The organism is Vibrio sp. HDW18 (genome assembly GCF_011306175.1).
Classification (GTDB): Bacteria; Pseudomonadota; Gammaproteobacteria; order Enterobacterales; family Vibrionaceae; genus Vibrio; species Vibrio chanodichtyis.
Genome location: NZ_CP049913.1, coordinates 659,187 through 684,818, shown reverse-complemented (window position 1 = coordinate 684,818; position 25,632 = coordinate 659,187). Strand labels below are relative to the sequence as shown.

Sequence of the window (25,632 nt, the reverse complement as noted above, 5' to 3'; positions counted from 1 at the left end):
ACAAGGATGAGGATAGGGTTAGCAATACTCAATATTGAGCATGAATGATGGTCGATTGGGCAAGCATAGATTGTGTATAACCGCAAGATCAGCGAAAATAGCCGCTAATTACGATTCCCACGATGGATTTGATCGGTGCCGTGCTCAGTGCTGGGCTAAATCGCGATCAATCTATGCACAAACCAAAAGAATTTATCCATGGCAAACCAAGAATTTCTTAATGAAATCAATAAGCGCCGCACGTTTGCGATCATTTCGCACCCTGATGCGGGTAAAACCACCATCACTGAAAAAGTGCTACTATTCGGACGTGCAATTCAAGTTGCCGGTACTGTAAAAGGTCGTGGATCCAACCAGCATGCCAAGTCAGACTGGATGGAAATGGAAAAAGAGCGGGGTATTTCGGTTACCACTTCAGTGATGCAGTTCCCGTACGGCGATTGTTTGGTTAACCTGCTAGATACCCCAGGACACGAAGACTTTTCGGAAGATACCTACCGTACTCTAACGGCTGTCGACTCATGTTTGATGGTGATTGATGCCGCGAAAGGGGTTGAAGATCGTACCCGTAAATTGATGGAAGTCACTCGCCTGCGTGATACGCCTATCGTTACTTTTATGAACAAATTAGACCGTGAGATCCGCGATCCGATGGAACTGATGGATGAAGTGGAAAATGAGCTGAAAATTGCTTGTGCCCCCATCACTTGGCCAATTGGTTGCGGCAAAGAGTTCAAAGGTGTTTACCATATCTCTCGCGATGAAACGATTTTGTACACCACTGGTCAAGGGCACACCATTCAAGATCAGCGTATTATTAAAGGGTTAGATAATCCTGAGTTAGATCAAGCGATCGGTGAAGAGTTGGCCGAGCAGTTGCGTGAAGAGTTGGAGCTGGTGGTAGGGGCTTCGCATGAGTTTGATCATGAACTGTTCTTACAAGGTGAATTGACCCCTGTGTTTTTTGGTACCGCACTGGGTAATTTTGGCGTAGATCATATGCTTGATGGCTTGACGCAATGGGCTCCGGCTCCGATGCCTCGTCAAGCGGCTGAGCGAGTAGTTGAGGCCAGCGAAGAGAAATTCAGTGGCTTTGTATTTAAAATTCAAGCCAATATGGATCCGAAACACCGTGACCGTATTGCTTTTGTGCGGATTGTGTCTGGTACTTACAAGCAAGGCATGAAAATGAACCATGTGCGCTTGGCGAAACAAGTTAATATTTCCGATGCGGTAACCTTTATGGCTGGTGACCGTGCCCGTGCTGAAGAAGCGTTTGCCGGAGATATTATTGGTTTACACAACCACGGTACTATTCAGATCGGAGATACTTTCACCCAAGGCGAAACGCTTAAATTTACCGGTATCCCTAACTTTGCACCTGAGCTATTCCGCCGCATCCGTCTGCGCGATCCGCTCAAGCAAAAGCAGTTGCTCAAAGGCTTAGTGCAACTGTCTGAAGAAGGGGCAGTACAGGTTTTCCGCCCACTGCAAAATAACGATTTGATCGTTGGTGCGGTTGGTGTGTTGCAGTTTGATGTGGTGGTGTCGCGTCTTAAATCAGAATACAACGTTGAAGCCATTTATGAAGGCGTTAACGTGGCGACTGCGCGTTGGGTAGACTGTGATGATGTGAAGAAGTTTGAAGAGTTCAAACGTAAAAACCAGAGTAACCTAGCGCTGGATGGCGGCGATAACCTAGCCTACATTGCACCGACTATGGTTAACCTCAACTTAGCTCAGGAACGTTCACCAGAGGTGGTGTTCCGTGCTACGCGTGAGCATTAAACCTGAGCATGATTGACTAAGGTGCACGTTGTATAATTCGTAGCTTAGTGACTAAATTGCAGTGATAAAAAAGCCGATGATGAATCATCGGCTTTTTTACTAGAGATTTTTTACTAGTGGTTTATTTATTAGTGAGTTAACGGCTCAAACGGGTGGCTATTTCTTTTTGGCCTTTTTGACTTTGCCTGTGCTTTTTTTCTTAGCAGTGCTTTTATCCGCTGGTTTCTTGCTGTCTTTTTTCTTTTTCTTGAACACGGGTTTTTTATGCTTAGGGCGTAAGCCATCAACAAAGCGCTCTTTGACTTCCTCTTTGATGTAGCGCTCAACGCGCGCCATCATCGGCTGATCATGAGCTTCAACCAGTGAAATCGCGATGCCTTTTTTGCCAGCCCGCGCGGTGCGGCCAATGCGGTGTAAGTAAACATCGGCACTGCGTGGTAGGTCAAAGTTGATCACGTGGCTGATGTCTGGCACGTCGATGCCACGAGCGGCAACATCGGTCGCGAGTAGAATGTTGATTGAACCATCACGGAAACGACTGATCGCATTGTTACGGCGATCTTGCGGCATTTCACCTTGGATCCACACGCACGGGATCTGGGCTTTTTCTAATTCTGCACGCAGTTCTGCCAGGCGTTCACGTGTTTTGAAAAAGACAATTGAACGCTCAGCTTGTTCGGTGAGGATTTTTTTCAGCAGCTCGACTTTATGTGGCATATCATCAGCACGATGATACCACTGAGAGATCTTTTTACGCTCGCGACGTGGTGGCTCGGCATCGACATGCGCTGGGTTTTTCAGCAGATCGGCAGTAAAGCCTTCGACGCCACGCCCTTCCAAAGTGGCAGAGAATAGCAGGGTCTGTTTACGCCAACGGCATTCGGTTGAAAGGCGATCCACTGTTGGACCAAAGCCCATATCCAGCATGCGATCCGCTTCATCGAGGATTAACCACTCAATGGCACGGCAATCAAAGCGTTCAGCATCAATATATTCTAAAAGACGGCCAGGTGTTGCGACCACGATATCTTGGGTTTTCGCCAAAATGTCCGCGTGCTCTTGATACTGAACACCACCGGTAATAGTGAAAATATTGAGATGGGTATTTTTCGCTAGAGTTTGGATTTGATCGGCAACTTGCATCGCCAGCTCACGGGTTGGGGTTAAAACCAAAATCCGCGCAGGGCCTGCTTTACGGCGTGGAAAATCGAGCAAATATTGCAGCGCAGGAATCGCAAAGGCTGCGGTTTTGCCAGTACCCGTTGGGGCAGAGGCTAAGACATCACGTCCATCCAGAGCTTGCGGGATCGCTTCAGCCTGAACTTGGGTTGGGCGGCTAAAGCCCATATCATCGATCGCTTCAAGCAGCACCGGATCGAGTTCGAGATCGGCAAAAGTTTTAATCACAAATAATTACTCCACAAGCGTTGAAAGGCTCTGTCTTAAAACAGGCCGCACATTATAGATGGATCACACTTTAGATCACATCTTTAATTACGTCATCTTCAGATAAAAATCGCGCGTCAGTTGGCAAAACGGCTCACTGTAAGCGCCATGCTGCTGGATCACCAGCTCGGTGGCTTGGCTGATAAAAGGTGATCGGTGCAGCTCAAACAGTAACCGATGGACCGGTTTGCTGGCAGTAGCTTGAACCTGACAATAGCGTCCCAGATAAAGTCCTGCCTGTTGGGCTAACGCGATAAATTGCTCGCCTTCGCTTTTTGGCAGAATAAAACTCGCCACGCCGTCTGAGGTTAGTAACTGAGGCAAGCGTGCAATTAATGCTGGATGACTCAAACCGAGCGTATGGCGAGCGGTGGCGCGAACCGGTTGTTGTGCGCTTGCACCACTAGTGAAATAAGGTGGATTACAAATAATCGCCGCAAAACGTGTCAGTGGTTGCCAATCGAGAATATCGGCCTGTTGGCTTGTAATGCGTGCTGCCCAAGGGCTGTTTTTGCGATTGAGTTCAGTGGCTTGATAGGCGCTAGCTTCAATATCGATGGCTGTGATGACAGCCAGAGAGAAACGCTGTGCGCACATTAAACTCAACAGTCCTGTGCCACAACCAATATCCAGAATTGTTGCCGGTGGAGTGCTAAAGGCCCAACTTCCGAGCAGCACTCCATCGGTACTGACGGGCATGCCACATTGCCCCTCTTGGATACTGAATTGTTTAAATTGAAAGCTTTTATTGATTAATTTATTGGTTTTCATCGTAAATTTGCTGCCAAACAGGAGTTAAGCGAAAAGCTCTTTCGGAAAGATGATTCATAATATTTTATTCTGTTGGTTGGTGAAAAAATAAGCGCATAAATCAGTTTGTCGTGCTGATTTTCTTGCGGCAGATAGCACATGTCACTGGGTTATTGTGCTAATTATAAATTATTGTGGCGTTTTTTGCTTTGCGGTTGCGAAATAGCAGCGCATTGGTCATTATTCGGCAACACAGGTTAGTGTTAAATTTTACTAAGCTGTGAGATGCATACACAACATTCATTACATTTATAAATAAGGGTTATCTGTGAAGCAGACGTTAAAACTAGCAGATATTTTAGCTTTGGGCTTTATGCTGTTCGCCTTCTTTCTTGGCGCAGGCAATATCATTTTTCCACCACTCGCGGGCCAATTAGCGGGTGAGCATATTACTCCAGCCATGCTTGGTTTTTTGCTGACTGCAGTGGGTTTACCGCTGATCACCATCATTGCTATTGCGGTAGCCGGAGGAAGTTGGGAGCATCTGACCAAAGATTTACCGGCTAAAGCCTCGCTGCTGATGGCGGCCTTGATCCTGATTGTGATTGGTCCTGCTTTTGCCGCACCTCGTACTGGTTTGGTGGCCTATGAAATGGCGGTAAAACCATTTTTTGTAGATAGCACTCAATCTTATTTAACCATTTTTTCGGTGCTGTTTTTTGCGGTGGCGATGTTCTTTTCATGGTCACAAGGTAAGTTGGTCGATCTGATTGGTAAGCTACTGACACCAGCACTGTTTATCGGTTTGGCGATTCTTGCGCTTGGGGTATTCACCAATCCACAAGGTGAAATGATTGCCGCACAAGGTGATTACCTGACGCAGCCGCTGACCAAAGGTTTCTTGGAAGGCTACAACACCATGGATACCTTTGCATCATTGATGTTTGGTATTTTGATTGTGGATGCTCTACGTAGCAAAGGTATCACTGAGCGTAGTGCGATTACTCGTTACTTGATCTCCTCTGCCGTGATTGCGGCGATCGGTTTAGCGCTGGTGTACGGCTCACTGTTCTATCTGGGCGCGACCAGCGCCAGTGTTGCCGCCGGTGCAAATAACGGCGGTGCGATTTTGAGCCAATATGTGCAAGCCCTGTTTGGTGCTAACGGTCAATTGGTCTTGTCCGTGATTGTGCTGTTGGCCTGTTTGACGACGGCGGTTGGCTTGATCTCAGCCTGTGCGGATTTCTTTAGCAAACACACTAAGCTTTCGTACAAGCAGTGGGTGGTGATCAATGGGATTGCGTGTGGGGTAGTGGCTAACGTAGGTTTAGCACAATTGATCACGCTATCGATTCCGGTACTGTTTGCACTATACCCAGTTGCGATTGCCTTGGTTGCTCTGACGTTTGTGCGTCACAAACTGCCGAATCCGCGTATCGCGTATCGGGTTGTGCTATCCGTTGCTCTGCTAGTGGCCTTGCTCGATGCGGCAAAAGTGGCGGGGTTTGATGTAGCGCTGTTCGATTTCTTACCTTTCTTTGAGTACGGAATGGGCTGGCTGTTACCTACTTGTGTGACGATGATCAGCATGTTTTTCGTATCGGCTCAAGCATCTCCATCGCTTGAGCAAGAGTTGGCATAAGCTGATTAAAGGTTGAATGGAGCGGAGGCAATAGCTTCCGCTTTTTTTATGTCTGGATTAGGTGCTTTCTCGCCATTCACCGGCAGAGATTGCGTATTTTTTCCTGTATCTTCATCACGTTTTTCAGTAGAATTTCGCGGTTAATTTCTATCCATAACTCATAAGCCAACATGTTTGAAATCAATCCTATTAAAAACCGCCTGCAGGATGTGTCTGAGCGCACAAATATCCTGAGGGGGTATCTTTGACTATGATGCCAAGAAAGAGCGTCTTGAAGAAGTCAATGCCGAATTAGAGCAACCGGATGTCTGGACTCAGCCTGAGCGTGCGCAAGCCCTCGGTAAAGAGCGCTCAGCACTTGAAGCGGTGGTCGAGACTATCGATCAACTGGATCGTGGTGTTGAAGATGTTGATGGTCTGCTGGAACTCGCGATTGAAGCGGAAGATCAAGAGACGTTCGATGAAATCGGTCCTGAGCTTGATGAACTAGAAGCCAAGCTCGAACAGCTAGAGTTTCGTCGTATGTTTGCCGGCGATCATGACTCCTCCGACTGCTACCTCGATTTGCAAGCTGGCTCTGGTGGTACTGAAGCGCAAGATTGGACCTCGATGCTGCTGCGTATGTATTTACGTTGGGCCGATGCCAAAGGTTTTAAAACGGAAGTGATTGAGGTTTCAGAAGGTGATGTGGCTGGTTTGAAATCGGCCACGGTGCGTATCATTGGTGATTATGCTTATGGTTGGCTGCGTACCGAAACCGGCGTACACCGTTTAGTGCGTAAATCACCATTTGACTCTGGCGGTCGCCGCCACACTTCATTTGCTTCGGCGTTTATCTACCCAGAGGTTGATGAAAATATCGATGTCGATATTAATCCAGCCGATCTGCGTATTGACGTGTATCGAGCTTCGGGCGCTGGGGGTCAGCACGTTAACACCACCGAATCAGCGGTACGGATCACCCACGTTCCAACCAACACCGTGGTACAGTGTCAAAACGATCGCTCGCAGCATAAAAACAAAGATCAAGCGATGAAGCAACTGCGCGCCAAGCTGTTTGAGCTGGAACTGCAAAAACAGAATGCGGAAAAGCAGGCCAATGAAGATGCCAAATCGGACATTGGTTGGGGTAGCCAAATTCGTTCTTACGTGCTGGATGATTCGCGGATCAAGGATTTACGTACAGGCATTGAAAACCGCAACACGCAAGCGGTACTCGATGGTGACTTAGACAAATTTATTGAAGCTAGCCTGAAATCAGGCCTATAAGCTTTTTACCGACTACACAAGGTATATGCCAATGACTGATGCTGTTCAAAATGAGATGAATCACGAACACAATGCGCAAGAAGAAAACAAACTGATTGCAGAGCGTCGTAGCAAGTTGGATCACATCCGCAAGGAGTGTAAAGCCAACGGGCACCCTAACTCGTTCCGTCGTGATAGCCTCGCGGGCGATCTGCAGAGTATGTTTGGTGACAAGACCAAAGAAGAGCTAGAAGCGTTAAATCACGTGGTGTCTATCGCTGGTCGAGTGATGGCAAAACGCGGTCCATTCTTGGTGATTCAAGAAACCTCTGGCCGAATTCAGGCTTATGCTGCCAAAGAAGTGCAACAACAGTTAAAAGACCAGTATCAAGGTCTCGACATCGGTGACATCATCGGTGTGCAAGGTGCGCTGCACAAATCAGGCAAAGGTGACTTGTATGTCAATATGGAACAATTCCAACTGCTGACTAAAGCACTGCGCCCACTGCCAGAGAAATTTCACGGTCTGACTGACCAAGAAACCCGTTATCGTCAGCGTTATGTTGATTTGATCGTCAACGAAGATTCACGCAACGCGTTTATCATTCGTTCTAAGTTGGTGTCGTCTATTCGTAACTTTATGATTTCAAAGGGTTACTTGGAAGTTGAAACGCCGATGATGCACGTGATCCCAGGTGGTGCCTCGGCACGTCCTTTTGTGACTCATCACAATGCATTAGATATGGATATGTACCTACGTATTGCCCCTGAGCTGTACCTAAAACGTCTGGTCGTGGGTGGCTTTGATCGCGTATTTGAGATCAACCGTAACTTCCGCAATGAAGGTCTGTCACCGCGTCATAATCCAGAATTCACTATGATGGAGTTCTATCAAGCCTATGCTGATTTCAATGATTTGATGGATCTGACTGAAGAGATGCTTAGCTCCGTTGCGCTGCAAGTGCTTGGTACCACTTCACTACCATACGGTGAGCATGTGGTTGAATTTGGTGGCAAATACACGCGGATGAGCATGCTGGAGGCGATCAAACACTACAATCCGAACCACGCTGAGATTCAGGCGTTGGATTACGATAAAGTGCAAGATCGTGAGCACATGGTCGCGATCGCTAAATCGGTGCGCGTCGAAGTTGAACCGTTTTGGACTTGTGGTCAACTGTTAGAAGAAATCTTCGGTGAAACCGCAGAGCCTAAACTGATGCAACCAACCTTCATTACTGGCTACCCAGCAGATATTTCACCGCTGGCGCGCCGTAACGATGATTTCCCATTTATTACTGATCGTTTTGAATTTTTCATTGGTGGCCGTGAAGTAGCGAATGGCTTCTCTGAGCTGAATGATGCGCAAGATCAAGATGCGCGCTTCAAAGCTCAAGTGGATGCGAAAGATGCCGGTGATGATGAAGCGATGTTCTATGATGCGGATTATGTACGCGCACTAGAGCACGGTTTGCCGCCAACCGCCGGTCAAGGGATCGGTATTGACCGCTTGGCGATGCTGTTTACCAATACTCACACTATCCGTGATGTGATTTTGTTCCCGGCTATGCGCCCGCAGCAATAATCGCTGATTGTGATGGATAAAGCCGCTTAATTCGCGGCTTTTTTTATACCGCTCACCAGTAATATGGCCGGGAACAGGCTTGATTTGCCGCGGTGAAGAATGCCAAATCATCCGTTTGTCATGATCGAGTTAAGTCAATTGACGAAAATATCACCCAATATCACTAATGATTTGATCTCCGATATTATGTGAACTCACACAAACGTTGACTGGAAAGTTTAGTATTTATAATTCAGTCTTATTTATGAAACAGACGGCAATCTAAAGTCTGGTTAATGTAGTCTATGTGACAAGTGGCAGATGTGGGCTGGTTGGCTTGCATTGAAATGATAAATATAAGGAATGTTGTTTCATGAGCACTCATTTCCGTATGGATTCAGTACCTGGCTCACTGATTGTGGTGGGTGGCAGTTATGAACCTTGGCTTGCTGTATTAGAAAATGTGGGTTGGCGCTGTACCCAAGTAGCGGATTTACGTAAAGCCGATACGTTGTTTGTTGAAACAGGGCCATGTATTGGGATTGTCGATTTAACCCATGATGAGTTTAGTCTGAACGGGATTGCTAATCTGGTTAGTAGCCATAAACAAGTACGTTGGCTGGCATTTATTCGTGAAGCGCAGTTAGGCTCAGATACGATTTGCCAATTTATTGTTAACTTCTGTATAGATTTTTTTACCGCGCCAATCCCGGATGCTCAATTGCTCGGTACCATCGGTCATCAGTTGGGGATGCTCAAGCTGGAAAAAAAGGTGTGGCCGCATTTTGGCTCGGTGGGCAACCTTGGTTTGATTGGCGAATCGATGCCACTCAAGCGTCTGCGTGATCAAATCAAACGGATTGGACCGACTGATGTCAGCATTTTGATCTACGGTGAAAGTGGCACGGGCAAAGAAACCGTGGCTAAAGCGATCCACAAAACCTCATCACGCGCAAAACAGCCTTTTTTTTCAGTTAACTGCAGAGCAATGTCCGAACGGCGCTTGGAAAGTGAGCTGTTTGGGATTGGCGAGCAGGATGCTGCTCAGCCGCCGATCTTGTTACAAGCTGATGGTGGGACTTTGTTGCTGAATGATGTTTTGACCCTGCCCAAAAGTCAGCAATTGAACTTACTGCGTTTTTTACAAGAAGGCACGCTAGAAACTTTGCAAGGTGTGGTTAAACTGGATGTGCGAATTTTGGCCGCCAATTCATCGGATATCGAAAAAGCGCTGATTGATGGGGATTTTAACGAGGAGTTGTATCACTACATCAATGTGCTGCGAATTAATGTCCCTAGCCTCAAGGAGCGTGCGCCAGATATTGTGTTATTGGCCAAATATTTTTTGCAGGAATATTCCAGAGAGTATAATTCCCAAGCGCGTAGTTTTTGTGAGGATGCGGTTCGTGCTTTAACTCGTTATTCCTGGCCGGGTAATGTGCGTGAACTGATGAATCATATTAAACGTGCAGTACTGATGTCTGATAGCGCGGTATTGGATGAGTCGTTGCTCGATATCCCTAAGCGCAGTGATAGTCGGTGCAGTTTAAAAACTATTCGTGAACGTTCCGAGCGAGATGCACTGTTGCTGGTGTTGGAGTCTAACTTTGGGCAAGTTTCCACGGCAGCCAAAGAGCTTGGCGTGTCGCGTGCGACTATGTATCGCTTGCTCAATAAGCATAATTTGATCACCGATGACAATCTCTCCTCACGTTGATTTAATCAGAGTTTGGCGAGGAGCTGCATAGATGCAGTGTGTTGCGATCGTCGATGTTAACCGGGGGCTGGTGTAACCGCCCCCATTGCAACACAAATATCCAAGTCCCTGTTGGCGAGGTGTGTAATAACTGGCTAGGAGTATTAATCGGTTAGGCGTAGTAACGCTGCAAAATTTGCGCGGTAAATTGAGTGCGTAAGTAGAAACCGCGTGGCAAGGTTTTAATCGGCCGTCCATTAATGCCGTAAGCCTCAGTAAGAGCTCGTCCATTGGCGGCTTTCGGACGTAGTTGCAGTACTTCACCATGTTTGGCGGTGATTTGCGCCACATTTCCTAGCACAATCAACTCCATTAACTCTTCCCAATCGGCTTTGAGCTGAGCTTCTTCATCTTGATTAGGGCTCCACAGCAGTGCTGAGCCAACACGGCGATCAGCGAGGGGGATTTCTCGCTCACCTTGCACTGGGATCCACAGGACTTTTGATAGCTTATTGCGCACGTGGCTCTGCTCCCAAGTTAAGCCATGCACCCCAGTCAGCGGTGCCACACACACAAAGGTGGTTTCGAGTGGTTTGCCTGAATGGCTGATCGGAATACTTTTTAACTCAATACCTAGGTGAGCAAAATCTTGCTCTGGGCGGCTGCCCGCGCTGGCTCCTAAATGCCATTCCAGCAGTTGACCCACCCAACCTTTATCTTTGCGTAAATCAGGTGGTACCACCATACCGGCTTCTGCGGCCAATTCTGCAAAGCTAAGTCCGGCAATTTGTTCTGCTCGCAACAGGAGTTCGGATTGAGAAGTGGGGGTTGGTTTCATACGCTGGCTTGGTTTGGGGTAATCGGCAAGATTGTACCAATTTTGTTGCGGATTGACATGGATAAACACCGTTCAAATAGCGTATTGAGTCAGGTTAGCTCACATGCTGCCTAGGCTGAGTTGAGCGCAGCAGTCTCGCTCAATCACTATGGATGTTTAGGTTATCCACAGCCTAGGTGTTGATCATCAACTATACTAACTAACTGGTTTTATACACAGTATTGTTAAGTAGGCCAATCTGAGCGTCACGCTGGATCTCTCGACTATCTGCTGTAGAGATAATCATGTTTAGCCTCGATTGATGGATCTTTAACCGCTGGTTAGGCTGTTTGATTCGGTGGTCGTGTTCTCCGTTTGTTTTCGGTGCGTAATTAAATTAACATCTTGTTTTTATGGATATTTTGTTTTTAATTGTCTGTTTTTATTGGTTGCTATTCCGTTAAAAAAATTTTTTTTTGCACAACCTCAAAGTTTTTTCACATGGTTATTCACAGAAAACGTGCATAAATGTGCGGAATGTCTCGTAAAGTTGTTGATAACTTAGTTTTTAAGCCAGATTTGGTTTTTTTCGCCGATTTACCGATAAATATCGAAGGAATCACAATAGTAAGTTTGCTCCGTTTGGGGATATGTGGAAAAATCAGCGCAATTAAACAAGTTACTAGAGGTTTGCCAGTGATCGATGGCGATGGTTACCGACTGAATGTCGGGATTGTGATCTGTAACAACCATGGTCAGGTTTTCTGGGCAAAACGATACGGGCAACACTCATGGCAGTTCCCACAAGGCGGGATTGATGATGGAGAATCTCCAGAACAGGCCATGTATCGTGAATTGTACGAAGAGGTTGGGCTGACCAAGAAAGACGTTAAAGTGATTGCGACCAGTCGTCATTGGCTGCGTTATAAGTTACCCAAGCGTTTGGTGCGTTGGGATTCGCAACCGGTCTGTATCGGACAAAAACAGAAATGGTTCTTGCTGCGTTTAGAATGTGATGAATCGAGAATCAACATGCAACGTGGTAGTTCGCCTGAGTTTGATGGTTGGCGCTGGGTAAGTTACTGGTACCCGGTTAGGCAAGTGGTATCGTTTAAGCGTGATGTGTATCGTCGCGCTATGAAAGAGTTTGTTTCATTGGCGATGCCATTTAAAGAGCGAAAAGTGAAGGGTAAACGCAACACTTATAGAGGTTAAGCCGCATGCTTTCTCAGCTAAGGGATATAGTAGAGCAAGTTTCAAAGGTCGAAGATGTCCATCAAGCCTTGGATATTTTTGTCAAGCAGACGTGTGAAGCGATGAGCACAGAATGCTGTACGGTCTACTTAGCTAACGAAGAGATGCATCGTTTAGAACTGATGGCAACTCAAGGGCTGAAGTTCAAAGGCGATAAAATTCACATTGATTTTGATGAAGGTTTGGTCGGTTTAGTGAAGCGTAGCGCTGAGCCGATTAATCTGGCTGAAGCATCAAAGCATCCTAATTTCAAATATTTTAAGCAACTCGGTGAAGAGGTGTATCACTCTTTCCTAGGGACGCCGATCATCTATCGCAAACAAGTGCTTGGTGTCTTGGTGGTGCAGCAAAAGTCACCTCGTTTGTTTAGCGAGATGGAAGTTTCTTTTTTAGTCACCCTTGCCGCCCAGCTAGCGGTGCTCGTTGCCCACGCTCAAACTCAAGGCCAGTGGCGTTTATCGAAAAAACAACCTGCAATCACTGGGGTTGCGGCTTCTTCTGGGGTCGCGATTGGTGAGTTTTGGTGGGATGATACTCAACCAGATCTGGCCGAAGTGTTACCAGCCTCAACCCTTGATATCGATCTTGAGCAGGGGCGTATCGCGTTAGCGGTTGAGAGTGCGCTGGCTGACTTTCGGCATATGCGTAAAAAACTCGATAATGACATCAACAAAGAAGCGTTGGCTATCTTTGATTTATTTACTCACCTACTCAATGATCCGATGTTGCGCAAAGATCTCAAAGCGCAGATCCAAAAAGGCGATCGCGCGGATTGGGCGCTGCGCCAAGTGGTGGAAAGTTATTCAAACCGTTTTGCGCGCATGTCCGATGTTTATCTGCGTGAACGGGCGCAAGATATTCGTGAATTAGGCCAGCGCTTACTGTTTTTCTTGCTCAATACTGAGACAAGCGAGCCAAAAATCGATAAACCCGTGATCTTGGTGGTACGTGAGCTGACCGCAACCGTTTTAGCGTTACCGAAAGACAAGTTGTTAGCGGTCGTTTCACTGGAAGGGGCTGCGAATTCCCATGCCGCGATTTTATCGCGTGCATTAGGCATCCCTGCGGTGATGGGCGTCTCGGTTAACCTGCGTGATATCAATACCAAGCAAGGTATTGTCGATGGTTATCGTGGCAAGTTATTTATTACCCCATCGAAAAGCATTCTGAATGAATATCGCACCTTGGCCAGTGAAGAGCGTGAGTTGGCACAGATGGTCAATGAGGCGATCCATGAGCCTGCTGTAACGTTAGATGGTGCAAGAATTGAGCTGTTATTAAATGCCGGACTTAACGCTGACACTAGCAGTGTGATTAATCAAGGTGTTGATGGGGTTGGGCTGTATCGCACGGAAATCTCGTTCTTATTGCAGCATCGTTTTCCTTCCGAACAAGAACAAACGCAACAATACCGCCAAGTGTTAAACATGTACCCTCATCAATCGGTGGTGATGCGTACCCTTGATATTGGTGGCGATAAACCTTTGCCCTATTTGCCGATTGAAGAGGATAATCCATTTCTTGGTTGGCGTGGCATTCGCTTCACCTTAGATCACCCTGACATTTTCATTATTCAGTTGCGTTCCATGATCAAAGCGAGCGCAGAATCTGGCAATTTATCCATTTTGCTGCCGATGATTTCGGGCGCGAAAGAGCTGGATGATGCGCTGAAGTTTATCGATCAAGCCTATCAAGAGGTTTCACAGTTGGATCCGCGCGTGGTGATGCCGAAAATTGGCATCATGCTTGAAGTGCCTTCCATGCTCTATTTATTACCGCTGATCGCTGACAAAATTGATTTTGTATCGGTTGGCAGCAATGATTTAACCCAATACTTACTGGCCGTGGATCGTAACAATGCGCGAGTCGCGGATGTGTATGAATCGATGCATCCTGCGGTGGTGATGGCGCTCAAGCAGATCCAAGTCACTTGTGCCATTCATCGTATTCCGGTGTGTGTTTGTGGTGAGTTAGCCGGCGATCCGATAGGGGCTTTACTGCTGATAGGGCTTGGTTATACCACCTTAAGTATGAATGCTTCGAATATCGCCAAGGTAAAATATTTGGTGCGTCATTCGCAATTGGCTGAACTCAAGCAACTTGCCGAACAAGCAGTAAGCCAACCCTATGGACGTACAATCTACAATATGATGGTGTCGTATATCGAACAGCAGGGATTTGCAGATTTTGTGCGTGCGGGTAAACAATAGGAACCGAATGTGAATCTTGAACTCTTAGTATTACTGTTGCTATTAGGTGCTGTGGTCGGGGTGTTGGCTGGCTTGCTCGGGATTGGCGGTGGTTTATTGGTCGTCCCCGTGCTGTTATTTTTATTGCCCTCTGCTGGTATTGCGCTGGATATGGTGATGCAAGTGGCTTTAGCTACTTCGTTAGCGACCATCATTGTCACTTCTGGCTCGGCGGCGCTCAATCATATCAAGCTGGGTAATGTTGATCTGTTTGTGGTCAAATGGTTAATGCCTGGGGTAGTGATCGGCGGCTTTGGCGGCGCGCTGCTCGCCGAATGGATCCCCAGTCAATATCTGCCCAAGGTATTTGGGGGAATCGTCTTGGTGTTGAGTTGGCAGATGTTTCGTTCGATCCGTCTCTCGCATGATTATCCAATGCCCAATGCTTTTCTGACTACGCTATGTGGCACAGGGATCGGTGTGGTTTCAAGCTTGGCAGGGATCGGTGGTGGCTCGTTATCGGTGCCGTTTTTAAATCGACATGGCATTGAGATGAAAAAAGCGGTTGGCTGTTCTTCAGTCTGTGGCTTTGCGATTGCCATCGCGGGCATGGCGGGGTTTATTTGGCAAGGTTATCAGCTCGAAAATTTGCCACCATACAGTATTGGCTATGTTTATCTGCCCGCTTTGCTGGCGATTGCGACGACCTCAATCCTGACAACGCGGATTGGTGCTAAGCTCGCCAGTCAAATACCGACGGCACAGTTGAAGAAGTTATTTGCGATTTTTTTAATGTGTGTTGCTGTGACCATGTTATTTCAATAACGCCATAAATCATGGCATTACTATTTTACAAGAGAAGGTTTGTTATGCCCGAGGGTTACCTGCAGTTTCCTAATATTGACCCAGTACTGTTTTCTATCGGCCCGCTGGCGGTGCGTTGGTATGGTTTAATGTATCTGGTCGGTTTTTTATTTGCGATGTGGTTGGCAAATCGTCGCGCGGATCGGCCAGCTAGTGGGTGGAGCCGTGAGCAAGTCTCAGATCTGTTGTTTGCTGGTTTTCTCGGCGTGGTGGTTGGTGGGCGAGTCGGTTATGTACTGTTTTACAATTTCGATCTGTTCCTTGCCGATCCAACCTATCTGTTTCAAATCTGGACCGGTGGTATGTCATTCCACGGTGGCTTACTTGGTGTGATCGCTGCGATGGCCTGGTATGCACACAAAAACCAACGCACTTTCTTTGGCGTGGCTGATTTTGTTGCGCCCTTAGTGCCATTTGGATTGGGCATGGGGCGGATTGGCAACTTTATGAACAGTGAATTGTGGGGACGGGTAACGGATGTGCCTTGGGCCTTTGTGTTCCCCAATGGGGGCCCGCTGCCACGTCATCCTTCGCAGCTTTATGAGTTTGCTTTAGAGGGTGTGGTACTGTTTTTGATCCTCAACTGGTTTATCGCCAAACCGCGTCCGCTTGGTAGTGTGTCTGGCTTGTTTTTAGCCGGTTATGGTAGTTTCCGTTTCTTAGTGGAATATGTGCGTGAGCCAGATGCGCAGTTAGGTCTGTTTGGTGGCTTCATTTCGATGGGGCAAATCCTCTCTTTACCGATGGTGATCATCGGGATGTTGATGGTGGTGTGGTCTTACAAACGTGGTCGCTATCAAGATCGTGTCGTAGCAAAATAGGGTAGTTAGGTGAAACAATATTTAGAACTTTGTCAGCGCATCGTCGATCAAGGTGTTTGGGTTGAAAATGAACGCACTGGCAAAAGGTGTTTAACCGTGATTAACGCCGATTTGACTTATGATGTTGCCAATAATCAGTTTCCACTGGTGACAACCCGTAAGAGTTTTTGGAAAGCGGCGGTCGCGGAATTACTGGGCTACATTCGTGGCTATGATAACGCCGCCGATTTTCGTCACTTAGGCACTAAAACTTGGGACGCCAATGCGAACTTGAATCAAGCTTGGTTGAGTAATCCTTATCGTAAAGGTGAGGATGATATGGGACGAGTTTATGGAGTTCAGGGTCGAGCGTGGGCTAAACCTGATGGCGGGCATATCGACCAATTACAAAAAATTGTCGATGATTTGACGCGTGGAGTGGATGACCGAGGTGAGATCCTCAATTTTTACAACCCAGGTGAGTTTCACATGGGCTGTTTGCGTCCCTGTATGTACAGCCATCACTTTTCGTTATTAGGGGATACCTTATATCTCAATAGTACTCAGCGTTCGTGTGATGTCCCGCTTGGGCTCAATTTCAACATGGTTCAAGTCTATGTGTTGTTGGCCTTAATAGCGCAGATCACCGGTAAAAAGGCAGGTACAGCCTACCATAAGATCGTCAATGCTCATATTTACGAAGATCAGTTAGAATTGATGCGTGATGTGCAGCTTAAACGCGAACCACTCGCCGCGCCTCAGTTCCATATCAATCCTGAGATCAAAACGCTGCATGATTTGGAAACTTGGGTCACTTTGGATGATTTTGAGGTGACGGGTTACCAATCCCACGACTCTATTCAATATCCGTTTTCGGTCTAAAGGCAACACAGGCTAGAACAATAAGTTGTGTTTGAGATAGCCCCAAACCAAAACCAAAAGCGCCCAAATTATGGGCGCTTTTTTTATCCATCGATACTCAATAAGGCTTAAGCGGTTAAAGCGAGGATTGCACCTGGAATGACTACAAATACACCCAGTAAGTAGGCAAGCACCACCATTTTGTTTTTACATGCCCAAGTTGAAATCAGCTCAGCCCCTTTGATCGGCAGTTCGCGCAGGAATGGAATACCATAGATCACTACAGTTGCCATCAAATTAAAGCATAAGTGCACCAGAGCAATTTGCAGTGCAAACACGGCAAACTCACCTGAAACTGCTGTTGCCGCAAGTAGTGCGGTGATACAAGTACCGATATTGGCACCCAGTGTGAATGGGTAGATTTCACGGATCTTTAATACGCCAGAGCCAACCAAAGGCACCATCAGGCTAGTTGTCGTTGACGAAGATTGTACCAGTACCGTTACTACAGTACCTGATGCAATTCCGTGCAGCGGACCACGGCCAATCGCATTTTGTAAGATTTCACGGGCACGACCTACCATCAGACTTTTCATTAGTTTACCGATCACAGTAATTGCTACGAAAATGGTCGCGATGCCGAGCACAATAAGCGCAACTCCACCTAATGGATAACCCAGAAACGCAAGTTGGCTTTCAAGAGTGCTGAGTACAGGCTTAGTGACCGGTTTAATGAAGTCTAAGCCTTTCATGCTCATATCACCGGTTGCCAGTAATGGTGATACCAACCAGTGTGACACTTTGGCTAAGATGCCAAACATCATTTCGAGAGGTAGGAAAATCACTACCGCTAACAGGTTGAAAAAATCGTGGATAGTGGCACTGGCGAACGCGCGGCGGAATTCTTCTTTGCAACGCACGTGACCTAGGCTGACCAAGGTATTGGTAACGGTAGTACCAATATTAGCGCCCATCACCATTGGAATCGCTGTCTCAACCGGTAAACCACCGGCGACTAAGCCAACAATAATCGAAGTGACGGTACTTGAGGATTGGATCAGGGCGGTGGCCACTAACCCAATCATTAATCCGGCAACTGGGTGTGAAGCAAATTCAAACAGAACTTTAGCTTGATCGCCAGTCGCCCATTTAAAACCACTGCCGACCATTGCGACAGCAAGAAGTAGTAGATACAGCATGAAAGCCAAGTTTGCCCAGCGCAGGCTCTTCGTCGTTAGCGAAATTGACGCTGTTGGGGAAGTTGCTTGGTTTATCATCATTTTCTCCGTGGACCGTTATTTAAAGGTGCGGTCGGTTATTCAATTCGAGGCTGATGGTAGAGTGGAAATATTTCACTAATATGACACTTTAGTGTAATCGGTAATTAATTAATCCAATCTTGCCGCTGACTTAAAAGCTTAGCCAATTGGATTTTTTATCTTGCTGATTTTAAAGGAATTGTAAGTGATAGTAAGGGGCGCGCTCGAATGAGGGGATCGGCAATAAAGTTGTAATAAGTCGAATAAAGCCAAGTGTTACATATTCATAATATGACGAATGGTTGATTTTTGTTGTGGTAAAATTCAGTGTTGTTTGTCGTTTTGTTCGGTTTATCCGAATTTATTGTGATAACAGAACGCATCTGTTATAAAACGGTTTGGTTTTTATTGGGTGCCACAAGCCATGTCTCATCTTAATTACAATCACCTCTATTACTTCTGGATGGTATGCAAGCAAGGCTCGGTGACTAAGGCAGCAGATGCCTTATTTTTAACGCCACAAACGGTTACCGGACAGATTAAAGCTCTCGAAGATCGTCTTGATGGCAAATTAACCAAGCGCAATGGTCGTAGCATTGAAGCCACTGAATTGGGGCAATTGGTGTTTAAATATGCTGATCGCATGTTTGGCTTGAGTTATGAAATGTTAGATATCGTCAACTACAGCCAACGTTCCAACGTATTGTTTGATATTGGGGTGGCGGATGCTTTATCAAAAAGATTGGTGAGTAAAATTTTGCTCACTTCAATGCCGAACGATAATCGGATCCACTTACGTTGTTTCGAATCGACCCACGAAATGTTGTTAGAGCAGCTGGCGCAGCATAAATTGGATATGATCTTGTCTGATTGCCCTGTTGATTCAAGCCAAAGTCCGGGTTTGTTTAGTAAAAAACTCGGTGAAAGCCGAATGAGTTTCTTTAGTTTTGGTGACGTCGACTTAGTGCCTTTTCCGGCGATCCTAGAACATAAAAAGTTACTGTTGCCTGGCAGTCGTACCGCTATGGGGCGCAAAGTAAGGCAATGGTTTGATCGACAAGGGTTACAACCGAATATCCTCGGTGAATTTGATGACTCGGCGTTAATGAAGGCATTTGCGATTTACCATAGTGATGCGGTATTTATGGCGCCATCATTTTATGTGTCCGAGGTCGATGCTGAATCGTCACTCAAGCTGATTGGTCATGTCGATGAGATCAAAGAAGAGTATTACGTGATTTTTGCCGAGCGCATGATCCAACATCCGGCGGTAAAAAATGTGTGTGATGCGGATTTTAGCAACTTGTTTTTATAGTCATCGAGAGTGATGAATTGGCTATTTTATCGACATTCGATTAGCCATGTCGTTACTATGATGGCCACTGAATAAATCACAGCAATAAAAAAACCGGCATTAAGCCGGTTTTTATTGCTGGTTTAAAACTCAATTACAGAGCTTTGATCGCAGCAGCAAAGCGAGACTTGTGACGAGCAGCTTTGTTCTTGTGAACAAGGCCTTTAGTCGCCATACGGTCTAGGATTGGTGTAACTACCGCGAATGCAGCAGTTGCAGCTTCTTTGTCGCCAGCAGCGATTGCAGCAACAGTTTTCTTCATGTAAGTGCGCATCATAGAACGACGGCTAGCATTGTGCTGGCGACGTTTCTCAGCTTGGATAGCGCGCTTCTTAGCAGATTTGTTATTTGCCAAGGGTCTAACTCCCAAAAACATAGTTCGGTGACATTTTAAGGGCGGGAAATATCCCCGATTTGCTCTTTAATGTCAAATGATTTGTGCAAAAACCCAACTGAACCAAACAAGCTTGGTATCGGAGAGTCTTCGCGGTTAAGATGGCGGGGATTCTATCAGCATTTTTTTACCAATGCTAATACTTATCTGATCTCTCGATGACATTCTTATGCTTTCGAATCAGATAATTTGGTTTTGACTGTTTGTTCGAGGTTACCGTGAGTAAACGCTTACTCAAGTCAGGCATGATTGTCAGTGCTATGACTTTGATTTCTCGTGTTTTAGGCCTAGTGCGTGATGTAGTTGTAGCGAACTTGATGGGCGCTGGTGCGAGCGCTGACGTGTTCTTTTTTGCCAACCGAATTCCCAATTTTTTACGGCGCTTATTCGCGGAAGGCGCTTTTTCTCAAGCCTTTGTGCCAGTATTGACTGAGTATCATGCCTCCGGTGATATGCATAAAACCCGCGAATTGATTGCACGGGTCTCAGGCACGTTAGGCGTGCTAGTCACTATCGTCACTTTAGTCGGAGTGCTCGGTTCTGGCGCTGTGGCAGCACTGTTTGGTGCTGGTTGGTTTATGGATTGGCTCAATGATGGCCCCGCAGCCGCAAAGTTTGAGCTGGCCAGTTTACTTTTGAAGATTACTTTCCCCTATTTATGGTTTATTACCTTTGTTGCGTTGTCAGGGGCGCTTTTAAATACCTTAGGTAAGTTTGCTGTTGCCTCTTTCACTCCCGTTTTCTTAAATGTAACCATGATACTCTGTGCTTGGTATCTATCGCCTAATTTGGCTCAACCAGAGATTGGATTGGCAATTGGTGTTTTTTTAGGTGGTTTGGTTCAGTTTTTGTTCCAATTGCCATTTTTGATCAAGGCTGGGCTGCTAGTGAAGCCGAAATGGGCGTGGCGTGATCCTGGGGTGGTGAAAATTCGCACACTAATGATCCCAGCTCTGTTTGGGGTATCGGTAAGCCAAATTAACTTATTGTTTGACTCATTTGTGGCCAGTTTTCTGCAGACCGGCTCGATCAGTTGGCTCTACTATTCGGATCGTTTATTGGAATTTCCGCTGGGCTTATTTGGGATTGCGATCGCGACAGTGATCTTACCTGCCTTATCTCGTAAACATGTCAATGCCCATAGTGCAGGATTTGCGCACACGATGGATTGGGGGATCCGTATGGTGATGTTTCTCGGTATCCCAGCCATGCTTGGTTTGATGGTATTGGCTAAGCCCATGTTGATGGTGCTGTTTATGCGCGGTGAATTTACCGCGAGTGATGTACAACAAGCCTCTTATTCACTGCAGGCTTATTCGGCGGGTTTGCTGAGTTTTATGCTGATCAAAATCTTAGCGCCTGGTTATTATTCGCGGCAGGACATCAAAACACCGGTGCGTTATGGCATTATTGCCATGCTCAGCAATATTGTACTCAACGCGATTTTTGCTTGGTTTTATGGCTATGTCGGATTAGCGATTGCGACGTCGATGTCTGCTTTACTTAATATGACCCTGCTTTATCGTGGTCTGCATCGACAAGGTGTATATCAACTTACCAGCCAAACATTGTGGTTTGTGTTGCGTTTAATTATCGCGGGGGCCGTCATGACTGGGATTATGTTATGGCAGCAAGCCAGTATGGCCACGTGGTTGAGTTGGGGAATTAGCCAGCGCGCGTTAATCCTCAGTGGGCTAATTGTGCTTGGCGCCGCGAGCTATTTGGCGGTTTTACTGTTACTAGGCATACGTCTCAAACACTTAAAAGCGGCGACAGAGTAGTGAGTTTTAGGTATAATCCGCCAGTTTCGCTCCACGAGAACTCAAATATAGGTTTTAAGCATTTCCCGATGGAATTAATACGCGGTATTCATAACATTCAATCTCACCATCATGGCTGTGTGCTGACGATTGGTAATTTTGATGGGGTTCATCTCGGCCATCAACAAGTGCTTAATCAGGTGGTACAACGAGCTAAGCAGATGGGATTACCCGCAGTGGTGATGACCTTTGAACCTCAACCTCTAGAGTTGTTTGCTAAACAGCAAGCCCCAGCGCGCCTGACTCGGCTGCGCGATAAGTTTGTACAATTGAGTAAACTTGGGGTGGATCGATTGCTGTGTGTTAATTTTAATCACCACTTCGCCGAGTGGAATGCTGAGCGCTTTATTGCTGACTTGTTGGTGGCTCGTTTGGGTGTTAAGTTTCTGGTGATTGGTGATGACTTTTGCTTCGGTCAACAGCGCAAAGGTGACTTCGCACTGTTACAGCAAGCTGGGCAAACATTCGGTTTTGAAGTCGTCAGCACGCAAAGTTTCTGTTGGCAACAACAACGAGTCAGCAGCACGGCGATTCGTGAAGCGTTAGCTGCCGATCAGTTACCGCAAGCGGCAGCGATGTTGGGGCGTAATTACAGTATTAGTGGCCGTGTCTCGCATGGGCAAAAACTGGGTCGGACTATCGGTTTTCCTACGGCCAATATTCCGCTTAAGCGTTGTGTTTCACCCGTGTCTGGTGTGTATGTGGTTGAAGCGTACGGTCTAGATACGATGCCGATTGTTGGGGTGGCCAATATTGGTTCTCGGCCAACCGTGAATGGGGTGCGCCAACAGCTTGAAGTGCATTTTTTTGACTTTCACGGCAACCTATATGGCAAGCAGTTGGAAGTCGCGCTATTACATAAACTACGTGATGAGCGCAAATTCGCCTCTTTTGAGGCATTAAAACAACAAATTGAATTGGATGCTGAAGCCGCAAGGGTGTGGCTGCTGCAGCTTAAGGGTTGTTCGGTTGATTCCACCCAACAACATCATGTCTAACTTCGCCCAATATAACGGAATTAAGAATCGATGAGTGATTATAAAGATACCCTGAACCTTCCTGAAACAGGGTTTCCAATGCGCGGTGATCTGGCCAAGCGTGAGCCAGAAATGTTGCAACGTTGGTACAAAGAAGATCTGTACGGTGCGATCCGTCAGGCTAAAAAAGGCAAAAAATCTTTCGTATTGCACGATGGCCCTCCGTATGCCAACGGTGATATTCACATTGGCCACGCTCTGAACAAGATTCTTAAAGACGCGATTATTAAATCGAAAACCCTTTCTGGCTTTGATGCACCTTATATTCCGGGCTGGGATTGCCACGGTTTACCTATCGAATTGATGGTAGAGAAAAAAGTTGGCAAACCAGGGCAAAAAATCACCGCAGCTGAATTTCGTGAAAAATGTCGTGCATACGCGGCAGGTCAAGTTGAAGGTCAAAAAGAGAGCTTCAAACGGCTCGGTATTTTGGGCGAGTGGGATAAGCCTTACCGCACCATGGATTTTATCACTGAAGCCAACATTATCCGTGCATTGGGTAAAATTGCCGATAATGGTCATTTGCTCAAAGGTTTTAAACCGGTTCACTGGTGTACCGATTGTGGTTCAGCACTGGCTGAAGCGGAAGTCGAATACAAAAACAAAGTCTCACCTTCGATTGATGTGCGCTTTAAAGCCGCTGACGAGGCCGCGCTACTGGCTAAGTTTGGTCTGAAAGCGGGTCATGAAGGCAAAGGTGATGTGTCGATTGTTATTTGGACCACTACCCCTTGGACACTGCCGGCCAACCGCGCTGTGTGTCTGCGTGCAGATTTAGAATACGTATTGATCCAAGTTGAAGGTGAGCAAGCAGAGCGGATTATTGTGGCCTCTGAACTGGCCAAATCGGTGATGGATCGTGCGGGCATTGAGCATTTCCATAATCTTGGTTTCGCAAGTGGTGCCGATCTGGAATTAGTCCAGTTCCAACATCCATTCTATGCCTTTACCGTACCGGCTATTTTAGGCGATCACGTGACCACCGATTCTGGTACGGGTGTGGTACATACTGCGCCGGGTCATGGTCAAGAAGACTTTGCGGCTGGTCAACACTACGGTTTGGAAGTCGCCAACCCAGTCGGTTCAAATGGTGTCTATCTGGCCGATACTGAACTGTTTGCCGGTCAGCATGTATTTAAAGCCAATGATTCAGTGTTAGAGGTGCTCAAAGAGCGCGGTGCACTGCTGCATCATCACGCTTATGAACACAGTTATCCGCACTGTTGGCGTCACAAAACGCCGATCATCTTCCGTGCCACACCTCAATGGTTTGTCTCGATGGAGCAAGCAGGTCTGCGTGAACAAGCACTGAGCGCGATCAAAGGTGTGCAATGGATGCCGGATTGGGGTCAAAGCCGAATTGAAGGCATGGTTGCTGGTCGCCCTGAGTGGTGTATTTCACGGCAGCGTACTTGGGGCGTGCCGATTGCTCTCTTTGTTCATAAAGAAACCGCGGAACTGCATCCTAACAGCGCTGAGCTGATTGAGAAAGTTGCACAACTGGTTGAGCAAAAAGGTATTCAAGCATGGTGGGATCTAGATACTGCGGAGCTATTGGGCGCAGAAGATGCGGCCAACTATGAGAAGGTACTGGATACTCTAGACGTATGGTTTGACTCTGGTGTGACTCACTCTGCAGTGGTGGATGCGCGGAGCGAATTCAATGGCGCACAAGCGGATATGTACCTAGAAGGTTCCGATCAACACCGTGGTTGGTTCCAATCCTCACTGATCTCTTCTATCGCGATGAAAGGTCAAGCACCTTACAAAGAAGTGTTAACGCACGGCTTCGTGGTTGATGGTCACGGTCGTAAAATGTCGAAATCGGTCGGTAACGTGGTTGCGCCGCAAGATGTGACTAATAAGCTCGGTGCGGACATTCTGCGTCTGTGGGTTGCTTCCACCGATTATACTGGTGAAGTGGCGGTCTCCGACGAGATCCTTAAGCGTTCAGCGGATGCGTATCGCCGTATTCGTAACACCGCGCGTTTCTTCCTGGCAAACTTAAATGGCTTTAATCCAAGCACTGATATTGTACCGGTTGCCGAGATGGTGGCGTTAGATCGCTGGGCAGTTGGCCGTGCACTCGCTGCACAGCAAGAGATCATCCAAGCTTATCAAGATTATAACCTGCATACCGTGGTACAACGTTTGATGAACTTCTGTTCAATCGAGATGGGCTCCTTCTATCTTGATGTGATCAAAGATCGTCAATACACCGCCAAACGTGGTGGCCATGCGCAGCGCAGTTGTCAAACCGCCTTGTTCTTCATTGTTGAAGCACTGGTGCGTTGGATGGCGCCAATTATGTCGTTCACGGCGGATGAAATTTGGAATGCGATGCCAGCACAACAAGCCGATGGCAGCCAACGTGATCAGTTTGTGTTTACTAGCGAATGGTTTGATGGCTTATTTGGTTTGGCGGAAGGTGAAGAGCTTAACAACGTATTTTGGGATGAAATCCAGCAAGTGCGTGGCGCGGTGAATAAGCTGCTAGAAAATGCACGTAACGAGAAGCGGATCGGTGGTTCATTGCAAGCCGAATTGGTGTTGTTTGCCGATCAAGCGTTGGCAAGCAAGCTTGCGAAACTGGGTGATGAGCTACGCTTTGTGCTGCTGACATCACAAGCGGTGGTTAAACCATTGGCAGAGAAGAGTGATGCTGCACAGGCCACTGAAATTGATGGCTTGTGGTTGCAAGTGAACAAAACTGAAGCTGAGAAGTGTGATCGCTGCTGGCATCATACCCATGATGTAGGCACGCTAGCTGGCCATACCACTATTTGTGGCCGCTGTGTGACTAACGTTGAGGGTGAAGGTGAAGTTCGTCAATTTGCGTAACTTAGGCT

General features: G+C 46.9%; 19 protein-coding genes. 14 read left to right on the top strand and 5 right to left on the bottom strand.

The window, feature by feature from the left end; all coding sequences use genetic code 11:
• Positions 1-198: 198 nt before the first annotated feature.
• Entirely contained in the window at positions 199-1,788 is a 1,590-nt protein-coding gene (prfC, locus tag G7083_RS03195) for a peptide chain release factor 3 (protein ID WP_166013558.1), read from the top strand.
• A 156-nt stretch (positions 1,789-1,944) separates the two neighbouring features.
• Here prfC and srmB read toward each other — a convergent pair whose 3' ends face one another.
• Positions 1,945-3,195 carry an ATP-dependent RNA helicase SrmB gene (gene srmB, locus G7083_RS03190; protein WP_166013557.1) on the bottom strand — a complete coding sequence of 417 codons (1,251 nt, stop codon included), beginning with the start codon at positions 3,193-3,195 and terminating at the stop codon, positions 1,945-1,947.
• An 87-nt stretch (positions 3,196-3,282) separates the two neighbouring features.
• Positions 3,283-4,005, bottom strand: coding sequence for a methyltransferase (locus tag G7083_RS03185; protein WP_166013556.1), 723 nt, complete (start codon positions 4,003-4,005; stop codon positions 3,283-3,285).
• Between the two features lie 307 nt (positions 4,006-4,312).
• On the opposite strand from G7083_RS03185, the gene brnQ reads away from it, so the two are divergent.
• From brnQ to vpsR, 4 genes are all read left to right on the top strand, one after another.
• Positions 4,313-5,626 carry a branched-chain amino acid transport system II carrier protein gene (gene brnQ, locus G7083_RS03180; RefSeq protein ID WP_166013555.1) on the top strand — a complete coding sequence of 438 codons (1,314 nt, stop codon included), beginning with the start codon at positions 4,313-4,315 and terminating at the stop codon, positions 5,624-5,626.
• A 170-nt stretch (positions 5,627-5,796) separates the two neighbouring features.
• Positions 5,797-6,895 (top strand): peptide chain release factor 2 gene (gene prfB / locus G7083_RS03175; RefSeq protein WP_166013554.1). Its coding sequence is split into 2 segments (ribosomal slippage): positions 5,797-5,871 and positions 5,873-6,895, totalling 1,098 coding nucleotides; the frame shifts between segments, so codons are not numbered across the junction.
• A gap of 31 nt (positions 6,896-6,926) precedes the next feature.
• Positions 6,927-8,459: a lysine--tRNA ligase gene (gene lysS, locus G7083_RS03170; RefSeq protein ID WP_166013553.1), complete on the top strand. Its 1,533-nt coding sequence runs from the start codon at positions 6,927-6,929 to the stop codon at positions 8,457-8,459.
• A 352-nt stretch (positions 8,460-8,811) separates the two neighbouring features.
• Positions 8,812-10,155: a cyclic-di-GMP-binding transcriptional regulator VpsR gene (gene vpsR, locus G7083_RS03165; RefSeq protein ID WP_166013552.1), complete on the top strand. Its 1,344-nt coding sequence runs from the start codon at positions 8,812-8,814 to the stop codon at positions 10,153-10,155.
• Between the two features lie 151 nt (positions 10,156-10,306).
• Here vpsR and mutH read toward each other — a convergent pair whose 3' ends face one another.
• Positions 10,307-10,972, bottom strand: a complete 666-nt coding sequence (gene mutH / locus G7083_RS03160; protein ID WP_166013551.1) for a DNA mismatch repair endonuclease MutH — start codon at positions 10,970-10,972, stop codon at positions 10,307-10,309.
• A 675-nt stretch (positions 10,973-11,647) separates the two neighbouring features.
• Here mutH and rppH point away from each other — a divergent pair.
• The 5 genes from rppH to G7083_RS03135 are packed head-to-tail and all read left to right on the top strand — an operon-like array spanning position 11,648 to position 16,940.
• A complete protein-coding gene (rppH, locus tag G7083_RS03155) occupies positions 11,648-12,166 on the top strand; it encodes an RNA pyrophosphohydrolase (RefSeq protein ID WP_166013550.1) in 519 nt (172 codons plus the stop codon).
• Positions 12,167-12,171: 5 nt separating this feature from the next.
• On the top strand, positions 12,172-14,415 hold the full coding sequence (ptsP, locus tag G7083_RS03150) for a phosphoenolpyruvate--protein phosphotransferase (protein ID WP_166013549.1): 2,244 nt from the start codon (positions 12,172-12,174) through the stop codon (positions 14,413-14,415).
• A 9-nt stretch (positions 14,416-14,424) separates the two neighbouring features.
• The gene (locus tag G7083_RS03145; protein WP_166013548.1) at positions 14,425-15,219 is read left to right on the top strand and encodes a sulfite exporter TauE/SafE family protein; all 795 of its coding nucleotides are present in this window, start codon (positions 14,425-14,427) and stop codon (positions 15,217-15,219) included.
• 44 nt (positions 15,220-15,263) lie between these two features.
• Complete coding sequence (gene lgt / locus G7083_RS03140) at positions 15,264-16,079, top strand: prolipoprotein diacylglyceryl transferase (RefSeq protein ID WP_166014976.1); 816 nt, start codon at positions 15,264-15,266, stop codon at positions 16,077-16,079.
• A gap of 9 nt (positions 16,080-16,088) precedes the next feature.
• A complete protein-coding gene (locus tag G7083_RS03135; protein ID WP_166013547.1) occupies positions 16,089-16,940 on the top strand; it encodes a thymidylate synthase in 852 nt (283 codons plus the stop codon).
• A 107-nt stretch (positions 16,941-17,047) separates the two neighbouring features.
• On the opposite strand, the gene G7083_RS03130 is transcribed toward G7083_RS03135, so the two are convergent.
• The gene (locus G7083_RS03130) at positions 17,048-18,196 is read right to left on the bottom strand and encodes a Na/Pi symporter (protein ID WP_166013546.1); all 1,149 of its coding nucleotides are present in this window, start codon (positions 18,194-18,196) and stop codon (positions 17,048-17,050) included.
• Between the two features lie 406 nt (positions 18,197-18,602).
• On the opposite strand from G7083_RS03130, the gene nhaR reads away from it, so the two are divergent.
• Entirely contained in the window at positions 18,603-19,493 is an 891-nt protein-coding gene (gene nhaR / locus G7083_RS03125) for a transcriptional activator NhaR (RefSeq protein WP_166013545.1), read from the top strand.
• Positions 19,494-19,626: 133 nt separating this feature from the next.
• Here nhaR and rpsT read toward each other — a convergent pair whose 3' ends face one another.
• Positions 19,627-19,887, bottom strand: coding sequence for a 30S ribosomal protein S20 (gene rpsT, locus G7083_RS03120; protein WP_166013544.1), 261 nt, complete (start codon positions 19,885-19,887; stop codon positions 19,627-19,629).
• 257 nt (positions 19,888-20,144) lie between these two features.
• On the opposite strand from rpsT, the gene murJ reads away from it, so the two are divergent.
• The 3 genes from murJ (at position 20,145) to ileS (ending at position 25,624) form a co-directional block, all read left to right on the top strand.
• Entirely contained in the window at positions 20,145-21,707 is a 1,563-nt protein-coding gene (gene murJ / locus G7083_RS03115; RefSeq protein ID WP_166013543.1) for a murein biosynthesis integral membrane protein MurJ, read from the top strand.
• Positions 21,708-21,775: 68 nt separating this feature from the next.
• Positions 21,776-22,744: a bifunctional riboflavin kinase/FAD synthetase gene (gene ribF / locus G7083_RS03110; RefSeq protein WP_166013542.1), complete on the top strand. Its 969-nt coding sequence runs from the start codon at positions 21,776-21,778 to the stop codon at positions 22,742-22,744.
• Between the two features lie 30 nt (positions 22,745-22,774).
• Positions 22,775-25,624: an isoleucine--tRNA ligase gene (gene ileS / locus G7083_RS03105; RefSeq protein ID WP_166013541.1), complete on the top strand. Its 2,850-nt coding sequence runs from the start codon at positions 22,775-22,777 to the stop codon at positions 25,622-25,624.
• The last annotated feature ends 8 nt before the right edge of the window (positions 25,625-25,632 follow it).

Coding starts and splice junctions, on each gene's coding strand:
- prfC (WP_166013558.1), top strand. CDS start 199: ATGGCAAACCAAGAATTTCTTAATGAAATCAATAAGCGCCGCACGTTT.
- G7083_RS03185 (WP_166013556.1), bottom strand. CDS start 4,005: ATGAAAACCAATAAATTAATCAATAAAAGCTTTCAATTTAAACAATTC.
- lysS (WP_166013553.1), top strand. CDS start 6,927: ATGACTGATGCTGTTCAAAATGAGATGAATCACGAACACAATGCGCAA.
- vpsR (WP_166013552.1), top strand. CDS start 8,812: ATGAGCACTCATTTCCGTATGGATTCAGTACCTGGCTCACTGATTGTG.
- mutH (WP_166013551.1), bottom strand. CDS start 10,972: ATGAAACCAACCCCCACTTCTCAATCCGAACTCCTGTTGCGAGCAGAA.
- ptsP (WP_166013549.1), top strand. CDS start 12,172: ATGCTTTCTCAGCTAAGGGATATAGTAGAGCAAGTTTCAAAGGTCGAA.
- lgt (WP_166014976.1), top strand. CDS start 15,264: ATGCCCGAGGGTTACCTGCAGTTTCCTAATATTGACCCAGTACTGTTT.
- G7083_RS03130 (WP_166013546.1), bottom strand. CDS start 18,196: ATGATAAACCAAGCAACTTCCCCAACAGCGTCAATTTCGCTAACGACG.
- nhaR (WP_166013545.1), top strand. CDS start 18,603: ATGTCTCATCTTAATTACAATCACCTCTATTACTTCTGGATGGTATGC.
- ribF (WP_166013542.1), top strand. CDS start 21,776: ATGGAATTAATACGCGGTATTCATAACATTCAATCTCACCATCATGGC.
- ileS (WP_166013541.1), top strand. CDS start 22,775: ATGAGTGATTATAAAGATACCCTGAACCTTCCTGAAACAGGGTTTCCA.